We start from the raw sequence: 26,179 nt of genomic DNA on the forward strand, positions 1-26,179 counted from the left end.
CTCCTTCTTTAGTAAGAATTAAACGCCTTGGAAGATTTCGATTTCTTTGCTGTCAGCAGTTAGCTTAACGATTGCTTTACGACGACGGCTAGTAAAACCAGCGTGACGACCAACGCGTTTTGCTTTCGGCTTGTAGTTCATGATGTTCACTTTTTCTACTTTAACACCAAAGATCGCTTCAAGAGCATCTTTAACTTCTGTTTTATTAGATTTAACGTCCACATCGAACGTGTATTTTTTTTCAGCCATCATTTCCATAGAACGTTCAGTGATAACTGGGCGCTTAATGATATCACGAGGATCTCTCATTATGCAAGCACCTCCTCTACTTTTTCCACTGCCGCTTTTGTCATGATTAGCTTATCATGATGAAGCACGTCTAAAACGTTTACGCCATCAGCAGTGATTACTGTTACTCCAGGGATATTGCGAGCAGATAACTCTACAGATTCGTTTGCATCAGCAGTTACGATAAGAGCTTTCTTCTCAACAGTTAATCCTTTAAGTACTGCTAGCATGTCTTTTGTTTTTGGTGCATTTAACACTAGGTCTTCAAGAACTACAATGTTGTTCTCAACTACTTTAGTAGCTAATGCAGATTTGATTGCTAAACGACGAACTTTCTTAGGAAGTTTGTACGCATAGCTTCTTGGTGTAGGTCCGAATACCGTACCACCACCACGCCATTGAGGAGAGCGGATAGACCCTTGACGAGCACGTCCAGTTCCTTTTTGACGCCATGGTTTACGACCACCACCGCGAACTTCAGAGCGAGTTTTTACTTTGTGTGTACCTTGACGTAAAGATGCACGTTGCATCATTACAGCTTCGAAAAGTACAGCTTCATTTGGTTCGATACCGAAAATAGCTTCAGCTAATTCGATTTCACCAACCTGTGAACCAGTTTGGTTATATACAGTAACTTTTGGCATTGGAATTCCTCCTTCCTATTGTGAATTATTTGCTAACCTTCACAGCGCCTTGAACAACTACAAGAGATTTCTTAGCACCTGGAACGTTACCTTTTACTAATAATAAGTTGCGCTCAGTGTCAACTTGAACGATTTCTAAGTTTTGGATAGTAACTTGGTCTCCACCCATACGTCCAGCAAGTTTTTTGCCTTTGAATACACGGTTCGGAGCAACTGGGCCCATTGAACCTGGACGACGGTGATAGCGAGAACCATGAGACATAGGTCCGCGAGATTGTCCGTGGCGTTTGATAACACCTTGGAAACCTTTACCTTTAGAAATTCCTGTTACATCAACGATTTCACCTGTAGCGAATACGTCAACTTTTACCTCTTGACCAACCTCTAATCCGTCCACGTCTGCATCGCGGATTTCGCGAATGAAGCGCTTAGGAGTTGTAGATGCTTTAGCAGTGTGGCCTTGTTCAGGTTTGTTAGTTAACTTTTCACGTTTATCTTCAAATCCTAACTGGATTGCGTTGTAGCCATCAGTTTCAGTTGTTTTCTTTTGAAGAACAACGTTTGGATTAGCAGCGATAACTGTTACTGGGATTAACTCACCATTCTCAGCAAATACTTGAGTCATACCGATCTTTCTTCCTAAGATTCCTTTGGTCATGAGTTACACCTCCTACATTTTTAAGTTATATAAATTATAGTTTGATTTCGATATCTACACCAGATGGTAAGTCTAAACGCATTAATGAATCTACTGTTTGTGGAGTAGGACTCACGATGTCGATTAGACGTTTGTGCGTGCGCATTTCGAATTGCTCACGAGAATCTTTGTACTTATGAACAGCACGAAGAATTGTGTAAACAGTTTTTTCAGTTGGTAATGGGATCGGACCAGAAACTGTTGCCCCAGAACGCTTAGCTGTTTCTACAATTTTCTCAGCAGACTGATCAAGAATACGGTGATCGTAAGCTTTTAAACGGATACGAATTTTTTCTTTTGCCATTATTTTCCCTCCTTCGTTCGCCTATTTCTAAAATAGACCTTCTCCATGGAAATTTCCCCACACCATGCCATGGCAAAGCGGCCGGGTGTGTCAGCAACCTTCCACTTCATCGCAGTCAAAGACCAACATTGTCTATTATACAATGTTATTCGTCTAGATGCAAGCATCTTTTTGTTTGCATCTGCTTTTCTCTACTTTTGCTATTATACATGGCACTTTAAAGAATTTCAAGTTTTCATCTACCAGAATTCATTTTACAGTTTCTGGGTTTTTCTTATTACTTTATATATACTATAGAAGAAACTCGTCAAAACATAAAAATATGATTTCATTCATTATAGAAACGCAAACAAAAACCCCAAGGGAAAATCCCTCGGGGTTTTTTTATATCAGTTAAGATTACTCAACGATAGTAGCAACTACACCGTAACCTACTGTACGTCCACCTTCACGAATAGAGAATTTAGTTCCCTCTTCGATAGCGATTGGAGCGATAAGTTCGATAGTCATTTCGATGTTGTCACCAGGCATTACCATTTCAGTACCTTCTGGTAATTGGATGATACCAGTTACGTCAGTTGTACGGAAGTAGAACTGAGGACGGTAGTTAGCGAAGAATGGAGTGTGACGTCCACCTTCTTCTTTAGATAATACGAAAACTTCAGCTTTGAATTTAGCGTGAGCTTTTACAGAACCGCTTTTTGCAAGTACTTGTCCACGTTGGATGTCTTCACGAGCAACCCCACGAAGTAAAGCACCGATGTTGTCTCCAGCTTGAGCTTGGTCAAGAAGCTTACGGAACATCTCTACACCAGTTACAGTTGTAGAAGCATTTTCTTCAGCAAGACCGATGATTTCTACTACGTCACCAACTTTAACGATACCGCGCTCAACACGACCAGTAGCAACTGTACCACGACCTGTGATAGAGAATACGTCCTCTACAGGCATTAAGAATGGTTTGTCAGTTTCACGTTCTGGAGTTGGGATGTAAGCATCAACTTCAGCCATTAATTCAATGATTTTTGCTTCCCAATCAGCTTCTCCTTGAAGAGCTTTAAGAGCAGAACCTTTGATTACAGGAATGTCGTCGCCTGGGAATCCGTATTCAGATAATAGGTCGCGAACTTCCATTTCTACTAATTCTAATAATTCTTCGTCGTCTACCATGTCGCATTTGTTTAAGAATACAACGATGTAAGGTACACCTACTTGACGAGAAAGAAGGATGTGCTCACGAGTTTGAGGCATTGGGCCATCAGCAGCAGATACTACTAAGATACCGCCGTCCATTTGAGCAGCACCAGTGATCATGTTTTTAACATAGTCAGCGTGACCTGGGCAGTCAACGTGTGCATAGTGACGAGTTTCAGTTTCGTACTCAACGTGTGCAGTTGAGATTGTGATACCGCGCTCTCTTTCTTCTGGAGCAGCATCGATTTGATCGTATCCGCGTGCTTCAGCACCACCAGCTTTTGCAAGTACTGTAGTGATCGCAGCAGTTAATGTAGTTTTACCATGGTCAACGTGGCCGATTGTACCAATGTTAACATGGGGTTTAGAACGTTCGAATTTAGCTTTAGCCATTCTAAATTCCTCCTTAGTTTATATAGGTTATTTTATATTTAGGCTAGAAAGTGAAACTTGCGTCCCACTTTCTAAGCTTACATAAGTAGTTATACGTGAAGAATCGATAAAAATCAATTATTCACCTTTATTTTTTTTGATAATTTCTTCAGAAACAGACTTTGGTACTTCTTCATAGTGGTCAAACACCATAGAGAATGTTCCGCGTCCTTGAGTGTTAGAACGTAATGACGTTGCATAACCGAACATTTCAGAAAGTGGAACCATAGCGCGAACAACTTGAGCGTTACCGCGAGCTTCCATACCTTCTACACGTCCACGACGAGATGTTACGTCACCCATAATGTCACCCATGTACTCTTCAGGAATTACAACTTCAACTTTCATCATTGGCTCAAGAATTACTGGGTTACATTTAGAAACCGCAGCTTTAAGTGCCATAGATGCAGCGATTTTGAACGCCATCTCAGATGAATCGACATCATGGTAAGATCCGTCAACTAATGCAGCTTTAATGTCTACTACTGGATATCCAGCAAGTACACCATTTTTAAGTGCATCTTCAAGACCTGCGCCTACAGCTGGGATGTATTCACGTGGAACAACACCACCGACGATCTTGTTTTCGAATTCGAATCCTTTACCTTCTTCGTTAGGTTCAAACTCAATCCAAACGTGACCGAATTGTCCACGTCCACCAGATTGACGAGCGAACTTACCTTCAACTTTCGCAGCAGCGCGGAAAGTCTCACGGTATGCTACCTGAGGAGCACCAACGTTTGCTTCAACTTTGAATTCACGGCGCATACGGTCAACGATGATATCAAGGTGAAGTTCACCCATACCAGCGATGATTGTTTGGCCAGTTTCTTGGTCAGTGTGAGCACGGAATGTTGGATCTTCTTCAGAAAGCTTAGATAATGCTGTACCCATTTTATCTTGGTCAGCTTTTGATTTTGGTTCGATAGCTACAGAGATAACTGGCTCTGGGAATTCCATAGACTCAAGGATAACAAGGCTCTTCTCGTCACAAAGAGTATCACCAGTAGTAGTATCTTTTAGACCTACAGCAGCAGCGATATCACCAGCGTAAACTGTTGAAATCTCTTCACGGCTGTTAGCGTGCATTTGTAGGATACGACCTACACGCTCACGCTTACCTTTAGTTGAGTTTTTCACGTATGATCCAGAGTTTAACACACCAGAGTACACACGGAAGAATGTTAACTTACCAACATAAGGGTCAGTCATGATTTTGAATGCTAGAGCTGCGAAAGGCTCTTCATCGCTAGACTTACGTTCTACTTCTTCATCTGTATCCGGAAGAGTACCTTTGATTGCAGGTACATCTAATGGAGATGGTAGGTAGTCGATAACTGCGTCTAACAGAATTTGAACACCTTTGTTTTTGAATGCAGAACCACAGATTACTGGGAAGAATTCTACAGAAGTTGTAGCCTTACGGATACCAGCTTTAAGCTCTTCTACAGTGATTTCTTCACCTTCTAGGTACTTCATCATCATTTCTTCATCAAGCTCAGCTACCGCTTCAATAAGTTTTCCACGGTATTCTTCAGCTAGTTCTTTGTGCTCTTCAGGAATTTCAACACGTTGAATGTCTGTTCCTAAATCGTTACCGTACATGTAAGCACATTCTTCAACAAGGTCAATGATACCATTGAACTCATCTTCAGCACCGATTGGTAACTGAATTGGGTGTGCGTTTGCTTGTAAACGATCGTGGATTGTTCCTACAGAGTATAAGAAATCTGCACCGATTTTATCCATTTTGTTAACGAATACGATACGAGGTACGCCGTAAGTAGTAGCCTGACGCCAAACAGTTTCTGTTTGTGGTTCTACACCAGATTGTGCATCAAGTACTGCTACTGCGCCATCAAGTACGCGTAAAGAACGTTCTACTTCTACTGTGAAATCTACGTGACCTGGAGTGTCAATGATGTTTACACGGTGACCTTTCCATTGTGCTGTAGTTGCAGCAGAAGTAATTGTGATACCACGCTCTTGCTCTTGCTCCATCCAGTCCATCTGAGATGCACCTTCGTGAGTTTCACCGATTTTGTGAATACGTCCTGTGTAGTACAGAATACGCTCAGTAGCTGTTGTTTTACCAGCATCGATGTGAGCCATGATACCAATATTACGAGTGTTTTCTAAAGAGAACTCTCTTGCCATTTGGTGTCTTGCTCCTTCCATATATGGATTGGATTTTTTATTTTAAGTAGCAAAAAAGCCACTTTATATTGTTACACATGTCAGTATGTCCAGTACCCTCATTATGTAAAACGAGCGCCCAACGAAAGGGAGAGGCATTCTCCCTCTCCACACTTCCATAAGCGACAAATAAAGCGGTTTATGCTTACATTTATTTTACGTTGAATCCTACCAACGGTAATGAGCAAATGCTTTGTTAGCTTCTGCCATTTTATGAGTGTCTTCACGTTTCTTAACAGATGCACCAGCGTTGTTAGCTGCATCTAAGATTTCGTTAGCAAGACGCTCTTCCATAGTTTTTTCACCACGAAGACGAGCGTAGTTTACTAACCAACGAAGACCTAAAGTTGTACGGCGTTCTGGACGAACCTCAACTGGAACTTGGTAGTTAGCACCACCAACACGACGAGCGCGTACTTCAAGAACAGGCATAATGTTCTTAAGAGCTTGCTCGAATACTTCCATTGGCTCTTTACCAGTACGTTCGCTTACGATATCGAACGCATTATAAAGAATTGTTTGAGATTTACCTTTTTTACCGTCAACCATCATTTTGTTGATAAGGCGTGTTACTAGTTTCGAATTGTACATTGGATCTGGTAACACGTCACGTTTTGCAACAGGTCCTTTACGAGGCATATTGAGTTCCTCCTTTCATTAAAAAGTTATTATTTCTTAGCCGCTTTTGGCTTTTTAGTACCGTATTTAGAACGGCCTTGCATACGCTTGTCAACACCAGCTGTATCAAGCGCACCACGAACGATGTGGTAACGTACCCCTGGTAAGTCTTTTACACGACCACCGCGAATTAATACTACGCTGTGCTCTTGTAAGTTGTGACCGATACCTGGGATGTATGCTGTTACCTCAATACCATTTGTTAAACGAACACGAGCATATTTACGTAACGCTGAGTTAGGTTTCTTTGGAGTCATTGTACCAACACGAGTACATACACCACGTTTTTGAGGTGCAGAGATATCAGTTGATTTTTTCTTTAAAGAGTTAAAACCTTTGTTTAACGCAGGTGATTTAGATTTCCATACTTTATCAGTACGACCATTTCTCACTAATTGGTTAATAGTAGGCATTTGATTATCCTCCCTTCGCATGTTTGTATGACCACATATCCAGGTGGTTCATTATTAGTTGAAAACAAAGTTTTTGCAAGGGAGAGCAAATGCTCTCTCCTCACAAAAACAGTTTTAACTTATTATTCCTATTGCTGAAGCTCCTACTTGAATCCCCGCAACTTTTCCAAGTTTACGAACTGATTCAACTTTTGTTATGGGTATGTTATGTTGCAATGCAGTACGAATAATAACATGGGTTAACCGCATATCAGCATCTTCTGCAATGACAACTTCTTTAACTATACCATTTTTGATTGCTTCCAATGTGCGTTTATGACCAACGACCACATTTTCAGCATTTGACACTTTTTGATAAGACATATAAATATCCTCCAAAGCATCGTTCAGGAGCAACCTTGCTTATAGTAACATTTTGACTCATACAATGTCAACTAGGATTAACTGTTTTTATACAAAATTTACGACGGAAAATTTTACTGTTCCACATAAACTTCATCGTTTTCTACATTCATGTCATCTTGTGTTGTTTTAACAAGATCCACTTTGCGATAACGATTCATACCTGTTCCAGCAGGAACAAGTTTACCGATAATAACATTTTCTTTCAATCCTAGAAGCTCATCACGTTTACCCTTAATCGCTGCATCAGTTAAGACACGAGTTGTTTCTTGGAACGATGCTGCAGATAGGAATGAATCTGTTTCAAGTGAAGCTTTTGTAATACCAAGTAGAACAGGTCTAGCTGTTGCTGGTTGTTTACCTTGCAGTAACACCTTCGCATTCGCATCAGTAAACTGATGGATATCTAGTAACGTTCCTGGTAATACATCTGTTTCACCTGCATCACTTACGCGAACTTTACGTAACATTTGGCGTACCATTACTTCTACGTGCTTGTCACCAATTTCTACCCCTTGCATACGGTATACTTTTTGAACTTCACGTAATAAGTATTCTTGAACTGCCGTAATGTCCGTTACTTTTAGTAATTCTTTCGGATCAATAGAACCTTCTGTTAACTCTTTACCGTGGCTAATTTGCTGTCCTGGAATTACTTTCAGACGAGCACCATAAGGAATAGCATACGTACGAGCTTCAACTTCACCCTGTACAACTACTTCTTGGCGATCTTTAACATCGTTGATCGCTGCGATAACACCGTCGATTTCACTGATAACTGCCTGACCTTTCGGATTACGAGCTTCGAAGATCTCTTGGATACGAGGTAAACCTTGAGTGATATCGTCTCCGGCAACCCCACCTGTATGGAACGTACGCATCGTTAACTGTGTACCTGGCTCACCGATAGATTGAGCTGCGATAATACCTACCGCTTCCCCTACTTCTACGTCTGTTCCAGTTGCTAAGTTACGACCGTAACACTTCTTACATACACCATGGCGAGTGTTACACGTGAACGCTGAACGAATGTTTACAGTTTCAACACCCGAATTCTCAACGATATGAGCGATATCTTCAGTAATTAATTGATTTTCAGCAACTAATACTTCACCTGTTTCAGGATGTTTTACAGTTTTTCTTGCAAAACGTCCAACAAGACGATCATATAATGACTCAATAACTTCATTACCCTCTTTAATCGCACCAATTAATAAACCACGATCTGTTCCACAATCATCTTCACGAACGATTACATCTTGTGCAACGTCAACAAGACGACGTGTTAAGTAACCAGAATCGGCAGTTTTAAGTGCTGTATCGGCAAGACCTTTACGCGCACCATGCGTAGAGATGAAGTACTCAAGTACTGTTAAACCTTCACGGAAACTTGATTTGATCGGAAGTTCGATGATACGACCAGATGGATTGGCCATCAGACCACGCATACCTGCAAGCTGAGTAAAGTTCGATGCGTTACCACGGGCACCGGAATCACTCATCATGAAGATTGGGTTGCGTTTATTCAAGGACTTCATCAGTTTTCCTTGGATAACATCTTTTGCATTACTCCAAATAGAGATAACGCGATCGTAACGTTCTTCTTCCGTGATTAAACCGCGACGGAATTGTTTAATTACATTATCTACTTTTGCTTGTGCTTCGTGGAGAATTTCATCTTTTTCGCCTAATACAAGAATGTCAGATACCCCAACTGTAATACCAGCTTTTGTAGAGTATTTGAATCCTAAGTTTTTCATACGGTCAAGCATGCGAGACGTTTCTGTAATTTTGAAACGTTTAAACACTTCCGCAATGATGTTACCAAGGATTTTCTTGCTAAATGGCGCCACTTCTTCGCGACTAGCAATAATTTCTTTAATGTTCGCACCTTTTTCAACGAAATATTTCGCTGGTGTTTCTTTTTCAAGGTTTGAATTTGTTGGTTCATTAATATAAGGGAACGACTCTGGTAAGATTTCGTTGAATATTAATTTACCAACTGTTGTTAATAGAAGCATACTCTTTTGCTCTTCAGTAAATGTTGCGTTGTTTACTGCACTTGCAGCTACTGCAACACGTGTATGAAGATGTACATATCCATTTTGGTATGCAAGTAATGCTTCGTTCGCATCTTTGAAGACCATACCTTCACCGATTGCGCCTTCACGCTCAAGTGTTAAGTAGTAGTTACCTAATACCATATCCTGAGATGGAGTAACAACTGGTTTACCGTCTTTCGGGTTCAAGATGTTTTGTGCCGCTAACATAAGAAGACGAGCTTCTGCTTGTGCTTCTGATGATAAAGGTACGTGAACGGCCATTTGGTCACCGTCAAAGTCCGCGTTGTATGCAGTACATACAAGTGGGTGAAGACGGATTGCGCGACCTTCTACTAATGTAGGTTCAAACGCCTGAATACCAAGACGGTGAAGTGTTGGTGCGCGGTTTAGAAGTACTGGATGTTCTTTAATCACAGATTCTAAAACGTCCCAAACTTCAGGTTGTACACGCTCGATTTTACGTTTCGCACTCTTAATGTTGTGTGCTAATCCTTTTTCAACTAACTCTTTCATTACGAAAGGTTTGAACAGTTCAAGCGCCATCTCTTTCGGTAATCCACATTGATACATCTTTAAGTTCGGTCCTACAACGATTACAGAACGTCCAGAGTAGTCAACACGTTTACCTAATAAGTTTTGACGGAAACGTCCTTGTTTACCTTTAAGCATGTGAGATAGTGATTTTAATGGACGGTTACCTGGTCCAGTAACTGGACGGCCACGACGACCATTATCGATTAATGCGTCTACAGCTTCTTGTAACATACGTTTTTCGTTTTGAACGATAATGCTTGGTGCACCTAAGTCCAATAGACGTTTTAAACGGTTATTACGGTTAATTACACGACGGTATAAGTCGTTTAAGTCAGAAGTAGCAAAACGTCCACCATCTAACTGTACCATTGGGCGTAGTTCTGGTGGAATTACTGGTAGAACATCTAAGATCATCCAAGATGGCTCATTTCCAGAGTTACGGAATGCTTCTAATACTTCTAGACGTTTAATAGCACGAGTACGGCGTTGTCCTTGTGCTGTTTTTAATTCTTCTTTTAAGAAGTCTACTTCTTTATCTAAATCGATGTCTTGCAATAGCTTTTTAATCGCTTCTGCACCCATAGCAGCTTGGAATGTGCTACCATATCGATCACGATATGCACGGTATTCTTTTTCAGAAAGTAATTGCTTCTTATCAAGTGGTGTATCTCCACTTTCTGTTACAACATAAGAAGCGAAATAAATTACTTCTTCAAGCGCGCGAGGGGACATGTCTAAGACAAGTCCCATGCGGCTCGGGATACCTTTGAAATACCAAATATGAGATACAGGAGCAGCTAATTCGATATGACCCATACGTTCACGACGTACTTTCGCACGCGTTACTTCAACGCCACATCGATCACAAACTACACCTTTATAACGTACACGTTTGTATTTTCCGCAATGACATTCCCAGTCCTTTTGTGGTCCGAAAATACGCTCACAGAACAAGCCATCTTTTTCAGGCTTTAACGTACGATAGTTAATTGTTTCTGGTTTCTTAACTTCACCGTATGACCAAGAACGAATCTTGTCAGGTGAAGCAAGTCCAATCTTCATATATTCAAAGTTATTTACATCTATCAAGGGGCCTACCTCCCTTTTAGTCTACAGGTTATCCCAATTATTCCTTAGTTGTCTCAACTTCGACATTCAATTTATCTGCTGATTGATGATCATCGTCATCTTCCGTATCACGCATTTCAATTTCTGTATCGTCGCTAGACATCATTTTAACGTCCATACCTAAACTTTGCAGCTCTTTAATCAATACTTTGAATGATTCAGGAACGCCTGGTTCTGGAACATTTTCGCCTTTAACAATTGCTTCATACGTCTTAACACGTCCAACAACATCATCAGACTTCACTGTTAAGATTTCTTGAAGAGTATAAGCAGCACCGTAAGCTTCAAGTGCCCAAACCTCCATCTCACCGAAACGCTGTCCACCGAACTGAGCTTTACCTCCAAGAGGCTGCTGCGTTACAAGTGAGTATGGTCCAGTAGAACGAGCATGAAGTTTATCGTCAACCATGTGCGCAAGTTTGATCATATACATGACACCAACAGATACGCGGTTATCGAATGGTTCACCAGTACGTCCGTCATACAGGATTGTTTTCGCGTCATTTGCCATACCAGCTTCTTCAATTGTGCCCCAAACATCTTCCTCACGAGCACCATCGAATACTGGTGTTGCAATGTGAATGCCAAGGTATCTTGCTGCCATACCAAGATGAAGCTCTAATACCTGACCGATATTCATACGAGATGGTACCCCTAATGGGTTTAACATGATATCGATTGGCGTACCGTCTGGTAAGTAAGGCATATCTTCTTCTGGTAAAATACGAGAGATAACACCTTTGTTACCGTGACGTCCGGCCATCTTGTCACCTTCAGAAATTTTACGTTTTTGAACGATATATGCACGTACAAGTTGATTCACGCCTGGTGGCAATTCATCGCCATCTTCGCGGTTGAATACTTTTACGTCTAAGATAATACCGCCACCACCGTGTGGTACACGTAGTGATGTATCACGTACTTCACGTGCTTTTTCTCCAAAGATTGCATGTAATAGACGTTCTTCAGCTGTTAATTCTGTTACACCTTTAGGTGTTACTTTACCAACAAGTAAATCTCCATCTTTTACTTCCGCACCAACGCGAATGATACCGCGCTCGTCAAGGTTACGTAATGCATCTTCCCCAACGTTTGGAATGTCACGTGTAATTTCTTCTGGTCCAAGCTTCGTATCACGAGCTTCTGACTCATATTCTTCAATATGAATAGAAGTGTACACATCATCTTTTACAAGGCGCTCACTCATGATGATCGCATCCTCGTAGTTATAACCGTCCCAAGTCATGAAGCCAACAAGCACGTTACGTCCAAGTGCTAGTTCACCTAATTCCATAGAAGGACCATCCGCAAGGATTTCACCTTTTACAACTTCATTTCCAACACTTACGATTGGACGTTGGTTGTAACAAGTTCCTTGGTTAGAACGAATGAATTTTTGCATTTTGTAGCGATCTAAATCGCCTTTTACTGTTTGACCGTCAACTTCTACATAGCGACGTACCCAAACTTCACGTGCTTCTACGCGCTCAACAATACCAGGGTGTTTACAGATTACTGCAGCACCTGAGTCTTTTGCTGATACGTACTCCATACCTGTACCTACAATCGGAGATTCCGGATTCATTAACGGAACCGCCTGACGTTGCATGTTCGCTCCCATAAGTGCGCGGTTAGAGTCATCGTTTTCTAAGAACGGAATACAAGCTGTCGCTGCCGACACTACTTGTTTTGGTGATACATCCATGTAGTCGATGCGTTCTTTATTTGTGACAATGTTTTCACCACGGAAACGAGCTACGATATCTTCATCAAGGAATTCTCCTTCTTCAGATAACTTCATGTTCGCTTGGGCTACAACATAATTATCTTCTTCATCTGCTGTTAAATAATCAACATGCCCTGTTACAAGACCAGTTTCTGGGTCAACACGACGGTATGGTGTTTCAATGAAACCAAACTCATTTACTTTCGCGAACGAAGATAATGAGTTAATCAAACCGATGTTTGGTCCCTCTGGTGTTTCAATTGGACACATACGACCATAGTGAGAGTAGTGAACGTCACGCACTTCAAAGCCTGCGCGCTCACGCGTTAAACCACCCGGTCCTAATGCAGATAGTCTTCGTTTGTGAGTTAACTCTGCTAATGGGTTTGTTTGGTCCATGAACTGAGATAACTGAGAACTTCCGAAGAACTCTTTAATAGATGCAATAACAGGACGAATGTTAATTAGCGCCTGTGGTGTAATTGCATTTGTATCTTGGATCGACATTCTCTCACGAACAACACGTTCCATACGAGAAAGACCGATACGGAATTGATTTTGTAATAGTTCTCCAACAGAACGCAGACGACGGTTTCCTAAATGGTCGATATCATCTGTATCCCCTACTTTGTATAGTAGGTTGAAGAAGTAACTGATAGAAGCAAGGATATCACCTGGTGTGATGTGTTTTACATCGCGAGTAATATTTGCATTACCAATTACATTAATTACGCGTTCGCCTTCCGACTCAGGAGCATAAATCTTAATAGATTGCAGCTCAACATCGCCTTCTACCACTCCACCCATTGGTTTCGCTGTTTTGAATCCAATGTTTTTCTCTAAGTAAGGTAAAATGCGATCAAGTGTACGACGATCTAAGATTGTTCCTTCTGCCGCTAAAATTTCACCAGTTTCTGGATCCACTAATGTTTCAGCTAAACGTTGATTAAACAATCTGTTTTTAATGTGTAACTTCTTGTTGATCTTGTAGCGACCTACATTTGCTAAATCGTAGCGCTTTGGATCGAAGAAACGAGACACAAGTAAGCTCTTAGCGTTTTCTACTGTTGGTGGTTCACCAGGACGTAGACGCTCATAAATTTCAAGCAATGCTTTTTCTGTGCTATCTGTGTTGTCTTTTTCTAATGTGTTGCTTAAGTATTCGTTATCACCTAAAAGCTCGGTGATTTCTTGATCAGAGCCAAACCCTAATGCGCGTAACAAAACAGTTACAGGAAGTTTACGCGTACGGTCAATACGCACATATACAACATCCTTAGCATCTGTCTCATACTCTAACCAAGCTCCGCGGTTTGGAATTACAGTAGCAGTAAAACCACGTTTTCCGTTTTTATCCACTTTGCCACTATAGTATACGCTTGGAGAGCGAACTAACTGGGAAACGATAACACGTTCTGCACCGTTAATTACGAATGTTCCAGTCTCTGTCATGAGTGGGAAATCTCCCATGAACACATCTTGTTCTTTTACTTCACCAGTTTCCTTGTTGATTAGACGCACTTTTACACGAAGTGGTGCTGCATACGTCACATCACGCTCTTTGCATTCGTCTACAGAGTATTTAGGTTCACCCAAGCTGTAGTCGATAAATTCAAGCGATAGATTTCCCGTAAAGTCTTCAATCGGAGAAATGTCTTGGAACATTTCTCGCAAACCCTCATCAAGAAACCACTGATAAGAAGAGGTTTGAATTTCGATAAGATTTGGTAACTCTAATACTTCACTAATACGGGCATAACTTCTTCGTTGGCGGTGGCGTCCGTATTGAACTAGTTGACCTGTCAACTGCTTCACCCCTCAAATCATGAGTATTATAAATGCACAAAAAAATTTGTGCAAAATCACAAATAAATACAACTACTGCTATCTAGCGTAGTCTTTTTTCTCTTAAAGATAAATACGTTGAGTCTTTCTACCTGCTCAAAAAAGAAAAATGGCTTCTATAAGAAAACCATCATTCTGTTTCATAATCTGCTGATTTTACTATCTTTTCCAAGAGAAACAAAAATATACATCTTTCTCAACGCAGAAAATCATATATTGGCATTGTATAATGTTAACATAGCCAAAAATAACCGTCAACGTTTTTTTGATTTTATGATATAATATCCTTTTTTCTTTTCTACAACTTCGACTTCAGAAAATACTTCTTCTAGTTTTTTTAGCGCAGATGGTGCGCCTTGCTTCTTTTGAATAACAATCCACAACTCTCCACCTGGAACTAAATGCTCTACAGCTTTTTCTAAAATCTCATGCACGATATCTTTACCTGCACGAATCGGAGGATTAGATAGAATAGCAGCATACATACCATCTACATTTTCATAGACGCTACTTTGAAAAATGTGCACATTTCCAATTCTGTTGTTAGCGGCATTTTCTTTCGCAAGCTCAAGTGCCCTTTCATTCACATCCACCATGTGAACTTTACGGTCTTGAAACTCTTTCGCCAACGATAAACCAATTGGTCCATATCCACAACCTACGTCTAATATATCACCTTTAATATCTGGCACTTGAAACGCTTCAATTAAAAGACGAGAACCAAAGTCCACTTCGTTTTTCGAGAACACCCCACGGTCAGATAAGAAAGTAAATTGAGATCCACGAAGGGTAAATTCCCATCGCTTACGATCACTTTTACTAGAAGGGTCGTTAGAAAAATAATGGTCTGCCATATGGCCACCTCTTTTCTTTACAGTTAAAAAAAAAGCTCGCATGAGAGCGAGCTTTTTTTAAAGCATCAAAAGTTAATTACTTAACTTCTACAGCAGCGCCAACTTCTTCAAGTTTAGCTTTGATTTCTTCAGCTTCTTCTTTAGCAGCAGCTTCTTTGATTACTTTTGGAGTGTTGTCAACTAATTCTTTAGCTTCTTTTAAGCCAAGACCAGTGATTTCACGAACAACTTTGATAACTTTGATTTTTTGTGCACCAGCGCTAGTTAGTTCCACATCAAATTCAGTTTTCTCAGCAGCAGCTTCTCCAGCGCCACCAGCAACAGCTACAGGAGCAGCAGCAGTTACGCCGAATTCTTCCTCGATAGCTTTTACTAAGTCGTTAAGTTCTAATACAGTCATAGATTTAACTGCTTCAATGATTTGTTCTTTAGTCATTGTAAATATCCTCCCTTAAATAGGTTTGTATTGTTTTATCGATAATACGTAATTATCTTTTAAAAAATTAAGCGCCTTGCTCTTCCTTTTGGTCTGCAACTGCTTTAGTAGCAAGTGCAAGGTTACGGATTGGAGCTTGAAGAACGCTAAGAAGCATAGAAAGTAAGCCTTCACGTGATGGAAGAGTAGCGATTGCTTTAACCTCATCAAGTGTTACAAGTTTACCTTCGATTACGCCCGCTTTAATTTCTAAAGCTTCATGATCTTTAGCGAAGTCGTTTAATACTTTCGCAGGAGCAACTACATCCTCGTTACTGAACGCGATTGCGTTTGGTCCTGTTAAGAATTCATTTAACTCAGCCATTTCAGCAGACTCTGCAGCACGACGAGTTAGAGAGTTTTTGTAAACTTTGAACTCAACGCCAGCTTCACGTAATTGCTTACGTAATTCTGTTGCCTCAGAAACTGTTAAACCACGGTAGTCAACAACGATTGTAGATTTACTAGCGCGAAGTTTGTCCGCGATTTCAGTTACAACTTGTTGTTTAGTTTCGATTACTTTGCTCATGTTATTACACCTCCTGTAGATTATATAGAAGATGTACCGAAAGTGCACTAAAAACCTCCATGCCCAACTTGTAGACATGGAGGCATATAGTCACAGAAAAAAATTCCGCTTCGTATATTAACACCTAGGTAGGAAATTAAGTCTATTGACACCTACTGTCTACGGTACACTAATTAAATTCACAACATAAATGATTATATAAAAACTTCTTTATGAAGTCAACTTCCAAAATTTACGCTAATGTAGAAACGTCTACACGTACGCCAGGTCCCATTGTAGAAGCAACTGTTACGTTCTTCATGTAAGTACCTTTTGCAGCAGCTGGCTTAACTTTTTGTAAAGTGTCAGCAATTGTTCTGAAGTTTTCTACTAATTTAGCATCTTCGAAAGATACTTTACCGATTGGAACGTGGATGTTACCAGCTTTATCAACGCGGTATTCAACTTTACCTGCTTTGATTTCGTTAACAGCTTTAGTTACATCGAAAGTAACTGTTCCAGTTTTAGGGTTTGGCATTAAACCTTTAGGTCCTAATACGCGACCAAGTTTACCAACTTCACCCATCATGTCAGGAGTTGCTACTACTACATCGAAGTCGAACCAACCTTGTTGGATTTTACCGATGTAATCTGCATCGCCTACGAAGTCAGCTCCAGCAGCTTCAGCTTCTTTAGCTTTTTCACCTTTAGCGAATACTAATACACGTTGTACTTTACCAGTACCGTGTGGAAGAACAACTGCACCACGGATTTGTTGGTCAGCTTTCTTAGGGTCAACACCTAAACGGAATGCAGCTTCTACAGTTGCATCAAATTTAGCTGTGTTTGTTTTCTTTACTAATTCTACTGCTTCTGTTGCAGAGTAAGCAGCTGCACGATCAACAAGCTTTGCAGCTTCTACGTACTTTTTACCTCTTTTAGCCATTTTTATTTCCTCCTCGAATGTGGTTTTAGCGGAATAACCTCCCACGTTTACGCTTATTTTCAGGTATAACCTGAGGATGCGCGCCATCCATTTATTTAAAAACGATAATCATTTACGATAATAAAGGTTGCGAATTGGAATTCCAGACCCGCAACCTTTTTTAAAAAACAAATCGAATTAGTCTTCGATAACGATGCCCATACTGCGTGCAGTACCTTCAACCATACGCATTGCAGCTTCTACGCTAGCAGCGTTAAGGTCAGGCATTTTAGTTTCAGCGATTTCGCGTACTTTATCACGCTTAACAGTTGCCACTTTATTACGGTTTGGTTCACCAGAACCAGACTCAATACCAGCTACTTTCTTAAGAAGAACAGCAGCAGGAGGAGTTTTAGTAATGAAAGTGAATGAACGGTCCTCAAATACCGTAATTTCAACAGGGATGATAAGACCAGCTTGATCTGCTGTACGAGCGTTAAACTCTTTACAGAAGCCCATGATGTTAACACCTGCTTGTCCTAATGCTGGACCAACTGGTGGAGCTGGGTTAGCTTTACCTGCAGGAATTTGAAGTTTTACCATTTTAATTACCTTTTTAGCCACGAGACACACCTCCTTAAGTCCGTGATGTGGTCAATTGGACAGTGATTTGCCCTCCCACGTCATATTTTATCTGTAAGGATAAAATCTTTCAAAAAACGTCTCCGATAACGAAGACGTACTGACTTAAAAGATATTATCACTTTTTACAATTCATTTCAAGTTTCATTTTATAATTTTTCAATTTGATGGAAGTCAAGCTCAACTGGAGTCTCGCGACCAAACATGTCCACAAGCACGCTAACCTTTTTCTTCTCCACATCAATTTCTTCGATAGCACCTGTATAATCTGCAAATGGTCCCTCATTTACACGTACTGTCTCATGAAGTTCAAAGTCGAAATCAACCACTTCGTTGTCCATTCCCATATGTTTCATAATGGTAACAACTTCCTCTTCTAATAGAGGTGATGGTTTAGATCCAGAACCAGAAGAACCAACGAACCCAGTTACACCCGGCGTGTTACGTACAACATACCAAGAGTCATCAGTCATGATTAATTCTACTAATACATAACCTGGGAACACTTTTCTTTTCATTAATTTTTCTTTACCGTTTTTCATTTCTACTTCTACTTCTTCCGGGACAACAACACGGAAAATTTTATCTTGCATACCCATTGATTCTACACGTTTCTCTAGGTTTGCTTTTACTTTATTTTCATATCCAGAATAAGTATGGACAACATACCAACTTTTTTCCATTCATTTAGGACGAGCGTCCTTCCCTCCCTGACGTACATTTTTTTGCGCAAATGAAAAAACCCGTTCACCGGGCTTTTACACAGTTCTTATAAATAACATTATATCATGGATAAGTGCTTCTTATTCAAGAATTAACCAAGAATTAACCGAATTAAAGAAGAAATGCCCATATCAACCACTGCGAAGAAAATCGCAAAGAAGACAACTGTAGCGATAACAGTCGCTGTTGAACGGAGTAATTCATCTTTTTTAGGCCAACTTACTTTTTTCATTTCGCGACCTACATCGCCGAAAAAGTTCGTTAAACGCATCTACGGGACCTCCAGTGTATTATTTCAATTATTTATTTTGTTTCCTTGTGAACTGTATGCTGATTGCATGTTTTACAGAATTTCTTTATTTCAAGTCGCTCTACTGAGCTCGTATCTTTCATCGTAGAGTAGTTTCGATTTTTACACTCTTCACATGAGAGTACAACTTTTTTCCTCATTAGTTACACCAACCTTGTAACATTATGTCCCTAAAAATGTATCATACAACAAAAGACAATGTCAATGTCATGCCTTTTGTACTCTCTACAAAAAGAAAACAGGTGATTTTTTACACCTGTAGTACTTGTTATGAATTTAAAGTGGTACTCTCTCTCATTTCCATATATCGTTCCAATTTTCGCTTCACTCTCTGTAAAGCGTTATCAATAGATTTCACATGTCTATTTAACTGTTCCGAAATCTCCTGATAAGAACGACCATCCAGATATAAAGAAAGCACTTTTCTTTCTAAATCGCTTAATAATTCAGATATTTTAGATTCTATGTCTGTATATTCTTCCTGACTTATAATCATTTCTTCAGGATCAGTTACCTTCGCTTCCGAAATAACATCTAATAATGTCCGATCCGATTCCTCATCATAAATCGGTTTATCTAAAGACACATATGAATTTAACGGAATATGCTTTTGCCTGGTTGCTGTTTTAATAGCGGTAATAATTTGTCGAGTGATACACAGTTCAGCAAATGCTTTGAATGAAGACAGCTTGTCCTCTTTATAATCACGAATCGCTTTAAACAATCCAATCATACCTTCTTGAACAATATCTTCTCGATCGGCACCCACTAAGAAATAAGATCTCGATTTCGCGCGAACAAAGTTCTTATATTTGTGAATCAAATATTCTAGAGCGTCAGTATTACCTTTTCGAACTAACTCAACGATTGCCTCATCTTCTAAATCACGAAATGTAACGTCGCCTACACTTACGAAGCCTGCTTCCACCTTGATCCCTCCGACCGCTATTTATTTAGAAATATTATACAGTAAAAAGATAAAGAGCGTCAATGCTTCAACGCTCTCCTCTTCTTAATTTTTCTAACTTTTCTGTAATATCTTTACTAAATATCTTTCGCATGGCGGGTTGTTTTTCTTTTGTGTCTTGTGTACGCCTTCTTACTTGTTGCTCCATCGCTTGTACTTCCAACTCTAATTCACGTGCAGATTTCCGAAGAGCACCTTGTGCAAATATAACCCATTGTTCCGTATAATCAGAAGTCGCAACATATATTTGCGTATTTATATTTCTAAGCTCAATCGCAAGTTGCTCTATCTTTTCATCTGCAGTTTGATTCTTCCTTGTGAATATAACTTCCACACGCGATTGTTTCATCTTTTTTTCAATACCGTGGACTGTATAAGCATCAAAGACTATCATTACCCTTGTACCTGTGTAACCTTGATAATCCGCCATCTTATCAATCAGCGCATCTCTTGATGATTGCAAATCTACATCCCGTAGTTTCTTCAAGTCTCCCCAAGCTCCAATAATGTTGTAACCGTCAACGATTAAAATATCGTTCATTTTTTATTTACCAATTTCGTTACGTTTACGATATACCTCATACATTAACAGACTCGCGGCTACTGAAGCATTTAAGGATGTAACTTTACCAACCATCGGTAAAGTAATTAAGAAATCACATTTTTCACCAATAATACGACTCATACCTTTTCCTTCACTTCCAATTACTAATCCAATTGGCATTTTACCATCTAAATTACGGTAATCCGTTTTCCCTTTTGCATCTGTACCAGCAATCCAAAGTCCACGTTCTTTTAATTCATCGATTGTACGAGATAAATTCGTTACGCGCGCAACTGGAATATATTCAATTGCCCCAGTAGATGCCTTCGCGACTGATGCTGTAAGTCCTACAGCTCTTCTTTTTGGAATAATAATGCCATGAGCTCCTGTCGCATCCGCAGTACGCATAATAGAACCTAGGTTATGTGGGTCTTCAATTTCATCTAAAATTAAGAAGAACGGATCTTCATTACGCTTCTCTGCTACTTTGAATAGGTCTTCTAGCTCAGCATATTGATATGCAGCCACTTGAGCAATTACACCTTGATGGTTCCCCTCAACTAATTGATCTAATTTCTTTTTTGGTGCATGTTGTAAAATAATCTTATTTTCTTTCGCTAGTGCTAGTACAATTTGTACTTGTCCTTTGGCAGCACCTTCTGCGATCCAAATTTTATTAATATCTCTTCCTGAGCGTAACGCTTCAATTACAGGGTTACGTCCGATAATATATTCACTACTCATGATGATGTGCCCCCTTCCTTTTCTTCTAAAACAGCAATTGCCTTATATACAATTTCGTCTAATCTTTCACGATTATTTAATAAGTGATGATAGCCAATAAGCGCTTCAAAGGCTGTACTATGTCGATATGTTTGTACATCCGTATTTTTCGGAACAGTACCCGAATTGGCATTGCGTCCTCTTCTTAATACCGCTTCTTCTTCCTCAGTTAAAAATGCTGTCTCTAATAAATGATAAACAACTTTCGCCTGTGCCTTTGCCGAAACAAAGCTTGTCCCTAATCGATGTAATTGATTAGGACGAACTTTCCCTTTTTGAAGTAGGTGATAGCGGATATATTGTTCATATACCGCATCACCCATATATGCTAACGCTAAGCTGTTTAATTGCTTTGCATCAATCATTCTTATCCTCTTTTCCATCTTGTACCTTGAGCGGTATCTTCTAAAATAATGTTACGTTCTTTTAAATCATCGCGAATTTGATCTGACAATGCAAAATCACGATTTTTACGAGCTTCAATACGTTTTTGAATAAGTGCCTCAATTTCTTCATCAAGTAACTCTTCTTGTGCTAATTCCAATCCTAAAATATCAAATAATATTTCAAGTTGTTTTACGTATGCTTCAATTACCACTGTAGACGTATGTTCTTCCAGTAAATATTGATTTGCATGATTGGCTACATTATATAATTCAGTGATTGCATTAGCAGTATTGAAGTCATCATCCATCGCTTCTTCAAATGCAGCCTGGAATTTCTCCAGTTCAGCTAACCATTTCTCATTATGATCTGTTAAATCTGTACTACTTTCCATACGGTGTTTTAAGTTACCGTATGCCGTTTTAATTCTTTCCAGTCCGTTATTTGTGCTTTGTAATAACTCTTCACTGAAATTAATTGGGTGACGGTAATGTACTGATAGCATAAAGAATCTAATTAACTGTGGATCATATTGCTTAATGATATCGTGAACTAAAATGAAGTTCCCAAGTGACTTAGACATCTTCTCATTATTAATATTAATATATCCATTGTGCATCCAATAACGTGCAAATGTTTTTCCTGTTAACGCCTCAGATTGCGCGATTTCATTCTCATGATGAGGAAATGCCAAGTCCTGACCGCCAGCATGAATATCAATTGTGTCCCCTAAGTATTTACGCGCCATTGCCGAGCATTCGATATGCCAACCTGGACGACCTTGCCCCCAAGGGCTCTCCCAGAAGATTTCTCCTTCTTTCGCGGCTTTCCATAAAGCGAAATCAAGTGGATCTTGTTTCTTCTCTCCTACTTCAATGCGCGCACCGTGACGTAAGTCTGCGATTGGTTGATGAGATAATTTACCATATCCTTCGAATTCCTTCGTTCTAAAGTACACATCTCCTTCTGATTCATATGCATATCCTTTATTCACAAGTTCTTGAATAAATTCAATAATGATATCCATATTTTCCGTTACACGTGGATGCACTGTTGCATGCTTGCAACCTAGCGCCGTTACATCTTCAAAATACGCTTCAACGAAACGGTCAGCAATTGTTGGCACATCTTCACCTAATTCATTTGCCGCTTTAATTAATTTATCATCTACGTCAGTAAAGTTAGATACGTACTGCACATCATACCCTTTATATTCTAAATAACGGCGTACCGTATCAAATACCATAGGTGGTCTTGCATTCCCAATATGAATGTAGTTATAAACTGTAGGTCCGCATACATACATCTTTACCTTATTTTCTTCTAATGGAGTAAACTCTTCCTTTTGACGTGTTAACGTATTATAAATGTGAATAGTCATTTTTATCCTCCCTTTCTACCTTTACTTCAAGTTGTTTTTTTAATTTATCAAGTTCTACTTCCATAACCTTTAATTTATCAAAAATTGGATCCGGAAGGTCAGAATGATTTAATTCTTGACCAATCTTTACTCCATTTTGAATAACGACTCGGCCAGGTATACCTACAACTGTAGAATGTGCAGGGACTTCTTTTAATACGACAGAACCTGCTCCAATTTTAGAATTCTCTCCAACTGTAATGGATCCTAGTACTTTAGCACCCGTTGCAATTAATACATTATCCTGAATTGTAGGGTGCCTCTTTCCCTTTTCTTTACCCGTACCACCTAATGTAACCCCTTGATAGATTGTTACATTATCACCAATTTCACACGTTTCTCCAATTACAACCCCCATTCCATGGTCTATGAAAAAACGACGACCAATTGTTGCTCCTGGATGAATCTCAATGCCAGTAAAGAAACGACTAACTTGTGAGATCCAACGTGCCATAAAGAAGAAATTCTTTTTATAAAAAGCATGTGCAATTCGATGGGCCCAAACTGCATGTAATCCAGAGTAAGTCAAAATGACTTCGAAGTAACTTCTTGCCGCTGGATCCTGTTCAAAAACGACTTCAATATCTTCCCGAAGCCTCTTAAACATCGACGTTCCCTCCCCTTTATGGGCTGCTTTTTCGAGTGAACTAACTCCCTACTTATCTCCCTAAATCTTTATACACGCGAATAAAACTTATACTCACACCCAGTTTTACGGTATAAAAAAAGACGCCTCTGTCATATTGACAGAGACGCCTTATAAGCGCGGTTCCACTCTGTTTAGGCTAAATAAGCCTCAAACTCATCTTTGATAACGGTGTAAACCGCTTCTGCTTACTTTACAAAACAATTTGCTGTTCAGCAGAAGACTCGAAGGGGCATTTCAAAAATCCGCTTATAAACCACTTCCAGCCTAAAGGTGGTTCTCTCTGTAAAAAGCCTGATTTTCTACTTCTCCTTCTCGTCGCTTTTCCTTATTAGGTTTTAAGTATACTTATTATATTTCTAAACCTAGAAAATGTTAACCAATTACTTTTTGTAGACGATTTAAAACTTTTTCTTTTCCAAGAAGTGCAATAGCATTCGGAAGTTCTGGGCCATGTGTTTGACCAGTAGTTGCAACACGGATTGGCATAAATAAGTTTTTACCTTTATGACCTGTTTCCTTTTGAACTGCTTTAATAGCCGCCTTAATTGCTGCTGGTTCCATCGCTTCTAGTGCTTCTACTTGACCAGCAAATGCACGAAGTACTTCTGGTACTTGTTCACCTTTTAATACTTCTTGTCCTTCTTCTTCATAATCAACATGATCTTTGAAGAACATTTCAGAAAGCTCTACAATTTCAGCTCCAAAGCTCATTTGTTCATGATATAACGCAATTACATCACGAATCCAAGCTTGTTCTTGTTCACTTAAAGTTTCACCTATACGTCCAGCTTTCACTAGATGCGGTAAGCTTAATTCTACTACCGTATCTAAATCTTGCTTTTTCATATATTGGTTGTTCATCCATTTTAGTTTTTGAGAATCAAATAATGCAGGTGATTTTGATAAACGAGCTGCATCGAACATTTTGATAAACTCTTCTTGAGAGAAGATTTCTTCTTCTCCCACTGGCGACCAACCTAGTAATGCAATAAAGTTAAAGATTGCTTCTGGAAGATATCCAAGCTCTTTATATTGCTCAATAAATTGAATAATAGATTCATCACGCTTACTTAATTTTTTACGGCTTTCATTTACAATTAAAGTCATGTGACCGAATTGTGGGATATCCCAACCGAAAGCTTCATAAATCATCATTTGTTTTGGTGTGTTTGAAATATGGTCATCACCACGAAGTACGTGTGTAATTTCCATTAAGTGATCATCTACTGCTACCGCAAAGTTATAAGTTGGAATTCCATCTTTTTTCACGATAACGAAATCACCGAAATCATTTGAATGGAATGCAACTTCATCTTTTACGATATCTTTAAATGTGTAATCACGGTCAGCTGGTACACGGAAACGAATACTTGGAATACGTCCCTCAGCTTCAAATTCTTTCACTTGTGCTTCAGTTAAATCACGGTGGTTACCTGCGTAACGAGGTGTTTCACCACGAGCGATTTGCCCTTCACGTTCTGCCTCTAACTCTTCTTCTGTCATATAACATTTGTAAGCTAGACCACGCTCTAATAAATCTTCATATAACTTTTTATAAATATCTAAACGCTCTGTTTGACGATATGGTCCAAATTCACCACCAACATCAACACCTTCATCCCAGTCCATACCGAGCCATTTCAAGTATTTTAATTGGCTTTCTTCTCCACCTGCAACATTACGTTTTACATCAGTATCTTCAATACGAATAATAAACTTACCATCTTGATGACGAGCAAATAAATAATTAAATAATGCCGTACGCGCATTTCCGATATGTAAGTGTCCTGTTGGACTTGGCGCATAGCGCACTCTCACTTGCTTTTCCATAATTGGTACACCTTCCATTCTTAATGTCAACACATTCTATAATTGTACACCAAAAAAATGTGATTATCCATCTTACGAATTAAAAACCATTATTTTTTCTGCAATAAAACAACTGCTTGAGAAGCAATTCCTTCTTCTCTACCTGTAAATCCTAATTTTTCCGTTGTTGTTGCCTTTACATTAATATTATCAATAGACGTTTCTAATAACTCGCTAATGCGTTTACGCATACTTTCAATATGTGGTGCCATTTTTGGCTTTTGAGCAATAATTGTACAATCTAAATTCTCTAACTCATAACCTTGTTCACGCACAAATTCCCAAACCTTTTGCAGTAATACAGCTGAATCAGCATCTTTAAAGGCAGGGTCTGTATCAGGGAAATGTTTTCCGATATCTCCTGCTGCAATTGCACCTAAGCATGCGTCCGCAATTGTATGTAACAATACATCTGCATCCGAATGACCGATTAATCCTTTCTCATGGGGAATTGTAATTCCACCAATAATTAACGGTCTACCTTCCGCGAATTCATGCACATCAAAACCTTGTCCAATTCGAAACATTTTTTACATCCTCCTCAAGCTAAACTACTGGGCTTTATGATTCTATATTATATCG

General features: G+C 39.5%; 27 protein-coding genes and 2 other annotated features. All 27 genes read right to left on the reverse strand.

Annotation, left to right across the window (positions count from 1 at the left end):
• Positions 1 to 18 precede the first annotated feature (18 nt).
• The gene (rplW, locus tag ACZ76X_RS27740; RefSeq protein WP_001205558.1) at positions 19 to 309 is read right to left on the reverse strand and encodes a 50S ribosomal protein L23; all 291 of its coding nucleotides are present in this window, start codon (positions 307 to 309) and stop codon (positions 19 to 21) included.
• Positions 309 to 932 (reverse strand): 50S ribosomal protein L4, encoded by a 624-nt coding sequence (rplD, locus tag ACZ76X_RS27745; protein WP_001127258.1) that lies wholly within the window; start codon positions 930 to 932, stop codon positions 309 to 311. The genes rplW and rplD overlap by 1 nt, the downstream gene beginning before the upstream one ends.
• 25 nt (positions 933 to 957) lie before the next feature.
• Positions 958 to 1,590 (reverse strand): 50S ribosomal protein L3, encoded by a 633-nt coding sequence (gene rplC / locus ACZ76X_RS27750; RefSeq protein WP_000160207.1) that lies wholly within the window; start codon positions 1,588 to 1,590, stop codon positions 958 to 960.
• Between the two features lie 34 nt (positions 1,591 to 1,624).
• Positions 1,625 to 1,933: a 30S ribosomal protein S10 gene (gene rpsJ, locus ACZ76X_RS27755; RefSeq protein WP_001040596.1), complete on the reverse strand. Its 309-nt coding sequence runs from the start codon at positions 1,931 to 1,933 to the stop codon at positions 1,625 to 1,627.
• Between the two features lie 399 nt (positions 1,934 to 2,332).
• On the reverse strand, positions 2,333 to 3,520 hold the full coding sequence (gene tuf, locus ACZ76X_RS27760; protein WP_001029614.1) for an elongation factor Tu: 1,188 nt from the start codon (positions 3,518 to 3,520) through the stop codon (positions 2,333 to 2,335).
• A 117-nt stretch (positions 3,521 to 3,637) separates the two neighbouring features.
• Positions 3,638 to 5,716, reverse strand: a complete 2,079-nt coding sequence (fusA, locus tag ACZ76X_RS27765; protein WP_087951331.1) for an elongation factor G — start codon at positions 5,714 to 5,716, stop codon at positions 3,638 to 3,640.
• 207 nt (positions 5,717 to 5,923) lie between these two features.
• Positions 5,924 to 6,394 (reverse strand): 30S ribosomal protein S7, encoded by a 471-nt coding sequence (gene rpsG / locus ACZ76X_RS27770; protein WP_001137493.1) that lies wholly within the window; start codon positions 6,392 to 6,394, stop codon positions 5,924 to 5,926.
• A 29-nt stretch (positions 6,395 to 6,423) separates the two neighbouring features.
• Complete coding sequence (gene rpsL / locus ACZ76X_RS27775) at positions 6,424 to 6,846, reverse strand: 30S ribosomal protein S12 (protein WP_001142340.1); 423 nt, start codon at positions 6,844 to 6,846, stop codon at positions 6,424 to 6,426.
• A gap of 114 nt (positions 6,847 to 6,960) precedes the next feature.
• Positions 6,961 to 7,209, reverse strand: coding sequence for a 50S ribosomal protein L7ae-like protein (locus tag ACZ76X_RS27780; protein ID WP_000121830.1), 249 nt, complete (start codon positions 7,207 to 7,209; stop codon positions 6,961 to 6,963).
• A 113-nt stretch (positions 7,210 to 7,322) separates the two neighbouring features.
• Entirely contained in the window at positions 7,323 to 10,934 is a 3,612-nt protein-coding gene (rpoC, locus tag ACZ76X_RS27785) for a DNA-directed RNA polymerase subunit beta' (RefSeq protein WP_048526366.1), read from the reverse strand.
• A 37-nt stretch (positions 10,935 to 10,971) separates the two neighbouring features.
• Positions 10,972 to 14,505 carry a DNA-directed RNA polymerase subunit beta gene (rpoB, locus tag ACZ76X_RS27790; RefSeq protein ID WP_000147554.1) on the reverse strand — a complete coding sequence of 1,178 codons (3,534 nt, stop codon included), beginning with the start codon at positions 14,503 to 14,505 and terminating at the stop codon, positions 10,972 to 10,974.
• Between the two features lie 293 nt (positions 14,506 to 14,798).
• Complete coding sequence (locus tag ACZ76X_RS27795; protein WP_000763282.1) at positions 14,799 to 15,398, reverse strand: class I SAM-dependent methyltransferase; 600 nt, start codon at positions 15,396 to 15,398, stop codon at positions 14,799 to 14,801.
• Between the two features lie 76 nt (positions 15,399 to 15,474).
• A complete protein-coding gene (gene rplL, locus ACZ76X_RS27800; RefSeq protein WP_000159736.1) occupies positions 15,475 to 15,834 on the reverse strand; it encodes a 50S ribosomal protein L7/L12 in 360 nt (119 codons plus the stop codon).
• 67 nt (positions 15,835 to 15,901) lie between these two features.
• A complete protein-coding gene (gene rplJ, locus ACZ76X_RS27805) occupies positions 15,902 to 16,402 on the reverse strand; it encodes a 50S ribosomal protein L10 (protein ID WP_000048716.1) in 501 nt (166 codons plus the stop codon).
• A 39-nt stretch (positions 16,403 to 16,441) separates the two neighbouring features.
• Positions 16,442 to 16,585: a sequence feature (ribosomal protein L10 leader region), on the reverse strand.
• Between the two features lie 49 nt (positions 16,586 to 16,634).
• Positions 16,635 to 17,327 (reverse strand): 50S ribosomal protein L1, encoded by a 693-nt coding sequence (rplA, locus tag ACZ76X_RS27810; RefSeq protein ID WP_002020168.1) that lies wholly within the window; start codon positions 17,325 to 17,327, stop codon positions 16,635 to 16,637.
• Positions 17,328 to 17,504: 177 nt separating this feature from the next.
• Positions 17,505 to 17,930, reverse strand: a complete 426-nt coding sequence (gene rplK / locus ACZ76X_RS27815) for a 50S ribosomal protein L11 (protein WP_001085872.1) — start codon at positions 17,928 to 17,930, stop codon at positions 17,505 to 17,507.
• Positions 17,931 to 18,097: 167 nt separating this feature from the next.
• The gene (gene nusG, locus ACZ76X_RS27820) at positions 18,098 to 18,631 is read right to left on the reverse strand and encodes a transcription termination/antitermination protein NusG (protein WP_000415794.1); all 534 of its coding nucleotides are present in this window, start codon (positions 18,629 to 18,631) and stop codon (positions 18,098 to 18,100) included.
• A gap of 131 nt (positions 18,632 to 18,762) precedes the next feature.
• On the reverse strand, positions 18,763 to 18,942 hold the full coding sequence (gene secE / locus ACZ76X_RS27825; RefSeq protein ID WP_001241321.1) for a preprotein translocase subunit SecE: 180 nt from the start codon (positions 18,940 to 18,942) through the stop codon (positions 18,763 to 18,765).
• Positions 18,943 to 18,974: 32 nt separating this feature from the next.
• Positions 18,975 to 19,121: a 50S ribosomal protein L33 gene (rpmG, locus tag ACZ76X_RS27830; protein ID WP_002070160.1), complete on the reverse strand. Its 147-nt coding sequence runs from the start codon at positions 19,119 to 19,121 to the stop codon at positions 18,975 to 18,977.
• Positions 19,122 to 19,249: 128 nt separating this feature from the next.
• Complete coding sequence (locus ACZ76X_RS27835) at positions 19,250 to 19,909, reverse strand: RNA polymerase factor sigma-70 (RefSeq protein ID WP_000387198.1); 660 nt, start codon at positions 19,907 to 19,909, stop codon at positions 19,250 to 19,252.
• Between the two features lie 67 nt (positions 19,910 to 19,976).
• Positions 19,977 to 20,489, reverse strand: coding sequence for an NYN domain-containing protein (locus ACZ76X_RS27840; protein WP_098669544.1), 513 nt, complete (start codon positions 20,487 to 20,489; stop codon positions 19,977 to 19,979).
• Positions 20,490 to 20,492: 3 nt separating this feature from the next.
• Positions 20,493 to 21,236, reverse strand: a complete 744-nt coding sequence (gene rlmB / locus ACZ76X_RS27845; protein WP_000093759.1) for a 23S rRNA (guanosine(2251)-2'-O)-methyltransferase RlmB — start codon at positions 21,234 to 21,236, stop codon at positions 20,493 to 20,495.
• Positions 21,233 to 21,640 (reverse strand): Mini-ribonuclease 3, encoded by a 408-nt coding sequence (locus ACZ76X_RS27850; protein WP_000564261.1) that lies wholly within the window; start codon positions 21,638 to 21,640, stop codon positions 21,233 to 21,235. Before ACZ76X_RS27850 ends, rlmB begins: the two co-directional genes overlap by 4 nt.
• A gap of 2 nt (positions 21,641 to 21,642) precedes the next feature.
• A complete protein-coding gene (gene cysS, locus ACZ76X_RS27855) occupies positions 21,643 to 23,040 on the reverse strand; it encodes a cysteine--tRNA ligase (RefSeq protein ID WP_098669545.1) in 1,398 nt (465 codons plus the stop codon).
• The gene (gene cysE / locus ACZ76X_RS27860) at positions 23,021 to 23,686 is read right to left on the reverse strand and encodes a serine O-acetyltransferase (RefSeq protein ID WP_098669546.1); all 666 of its coding nucleotides are present in this window, start codon (positions 23,684 to 23,686) and stop codon (positions 23,021 to 23,023) included. The genes cysS and cysE overlap by 20 nt, the downstream gene beginning before the upstream one ends.
• Before the next feature lie 138 nt (positions 23,687 to 23,824).
• Positions 23,825 to 24,053 (reverse strand) — a binding site (T-box leader).
• Between the two features lie 47 nt (positions 24,054 to 24,100).
• On the reverse strand, positions 24,101 to 25,558 hold the full coding sequence (gene gltX, locus ACZ76X_RS27865; RefSeq protein ID WP_000415154.1) for a glutamate--tRNA ligase: 1,458 nt from the start codon (positions 25,556 to 25,558) through the stop codon (positions 24,101 to 24,103).
• An 89-nt stretch (positions 25,559 to 25,647) separates the two neighbouring features.
• Positions 25,648 to 26,124: a 2-C-methyl-D-erythritol 2,4-cyclodiphosphate synthase gene (gene ispF / locus ACZ76X_RS27870; RefSeq protein WP_479852348.1), complete on the reverse strand. Its 477-nt coding sequence runs from the start codon at positions 26,122 to 26,124 to the stop codon at positions 25,648 to 25,650.
• Between the last annotated feature and the right edge of the window lie 55 nt (positions 26,125 to 26,179).

This window comes from Bacillus sp. BC05(2025), from assembly GCF_056725905.1.

Coding starts and splice junctions, on each gene's coding strand:
- rplW (WP_001205558.1), bottom strand. CDS start 309: ATGAGAGATCCTCGTGATATCATTAAGCGCCCAGTTATCACTGAACGT.
- rplD (WP_001127258.1), bottom strand. CDS start 932: ATGCCAAAAGTTACTGTATATAACCAAACTGGTTCACAGGTTGGTGAA.
- rplC (WP_000160207.1), bottom strand. CDS start 1,590: ATGACCAAAGGAATCTTAGGAAGAAAGATCGGTATGACTCAAGTATTT.
- rpsJ (WP_001040596.1), bottom strand. CDS start 1,933: ATGGCAAAAGAAAAAATTCGTATCCGTTTAAAAGCTTACGATCACCGT.
- tuf (WP_001029614.1), bottom strand. CDS start 3,520: ATGGCTAAAGCTAAATTCGAACGTTCTAAACCCCATGTTAACATTGGT.
- fusA (WP_087951331.1), bottom strand. CDS start 5,716: ATGGCAAGAGAGTTCTCTTTAGAAAACACTCGTAATATTGGTATCATG.
- rpsG (WP_001137493.1), bottom strand. CDS start 6,394: ATGCCTCGTAAAGGACCTGTTGCAAAACGTGACGTGTTACCAGATCCA.
- rpsL (WP_001142340.1), bottom strand. CDS start 6,846: ATGCCTACTATTAACCAATTAGTGAGAAATGGTCGTACTGATAAAGTA.
- ACZ76X_RS27780 (WP_000121830.1), bottom strand. CDS start 7,209: ATGTCTTATCAAAAAGTGTCAAATGCTGAAAATGTGGTCGTTGGTCAT.
- ACZ76X_RS27795 (WP_000763282.1), bottom strand. CDS start 15,398: ATGGCAGACCATTATTTTTCTAACGACCCTTCTAGTAAAAGTGATCGT.
- rplL (WP_000159736.1), bottom strand. CDS start 15,834: ATGACTAAAGAACAAATCATTGAAGCAGTTAAATCTATGACTGTATTA.
- rplJ (WP_000048716.1), bottom strand. CDS start 16,402: ATGAGCAAAGTAATCGAAACTAAACAACAAGTTGTAACTGAAATCGCG.
- rplA (WP_002020168.1), bottom strand. CDS start 17,327: ATGGCTAAAAGAGGTAAAAAGTACGTAGAAGCTGCAAAGCTTGTTGAT.
- nusG (WP_000415794.1), bottom strand. CDS start 18,631: ATGGAAAAAAGTTGGTATGTTGTCCATACTTATTCTGGATATGAAAAT.
- secE (WP_001241321.1), bottom strand. CDS start 18,942: ATGCGTTTAACGAACTTTTTCGGCGATGTAGGTCGCGAAATGAAAAAA.
- rpmG (WP_002070160.1), bottom strand. CDS start 19,121: ATGAGGAAAAAAGTTGTACTCTCATGTGAAGAGTGTAAAAATCGAAAC.
- ACZ76X_RS27840 (WP_098669544.1), bottom strand. CDS start 20,489: ATGAACGATATTTTAATCGTTGACGGTTACAACATTATTGGAGCTTGG.
- rlmB (WP_000093759.1), bottom strand. CDS start 21,236: ATGAGTAGTGAATATATTATCGGACGTAACCCTGTAATTGAAGCGTTA.
- ACZ76X_RS27850 (WP_000564261.1), bottom strand. CDS start 21,640: ATGATTGATGCAAAGCAATTAAACAGCTTAGCGTTAGCATATATGGGT.
- cysS (WP_098669545.1), bottom strand. CDS start 23,040: ATGACTATTCACATTTATAATACGTTAACACGTCAAAAGGAAGAGTTT.
- cysE (WP_098669546.1), bottom strand. CDS start 23,686: ATGTTTAAGAGGCTTCGGGAAGATATTGAAGTCGTTTTTGAACAGGAT.
- gltX (WP_000415154.1), bottom strand. CDS start 25,558: ATGGAAAAGCAAGTGAGAGTGCGCTATGCGCCAAGTCCAACAGGACAC.
- ispF (WP_479852348.1), bottom strand. CDS start 26,124: ATGTTTCGAATTGGACAAGGTTTTGATGTGCATGAATTCGCGGAAGGT.